The sequence below is a fragment of the Parachlamydia acanthamoebae genome, from assembly GCF_000875975.1.
Lineage (GTDB): Bacteria > Chlamydiota > Chlamydiia > Chlamydiales > Parachlamydiaceae > Parachlamydia > Parachlamydia acanthamoebae.
In genome coordinates this window covers 1-246 of the sequence record NZ_BAWW01000043.1, presented here as the reverse complement: position 1 = coordinate 246, position 246 = coordinate 1, and the positions used below count along the sequence as shown (strand labels likewise).

The 246-nt window shown below is 44.3% G+C and carries 1 protein-coding gene; it reads left to right on the top strand.

Features of this window, described 5'->3' with window-relative positions:
* A partial coding sequence (locus tag AOM43_RS08585) for a hypothetical protein (RefSeq protein WP_152618852.1) occupies positions 1 to 246 on the top strand: 246 nt, incomplete at both ends.

Sequence of the window (246 nt, the reverse complement as noted above, 5' to 3'; positions counted from 1 at the left end):
ATCCCCGACGCCATCGCGTCAAATACATTGAACAACCTGTGGGACCAACAGCAAAACTCATTCGAACCTACTCTTTTGAGTACTTCCTCAATAGCTTAGATGACCTCAGCCATCATCTTGGAGGGTACACCGAAGTAAAAGATGTTAAAAGTAATAAAACCATTTATCACTACAACTGCTCGCAAAGACTCACACAGATCGAATATTGTGGCCGCTTAGCCAAAGGAGCTCATCGTCGGGATCACT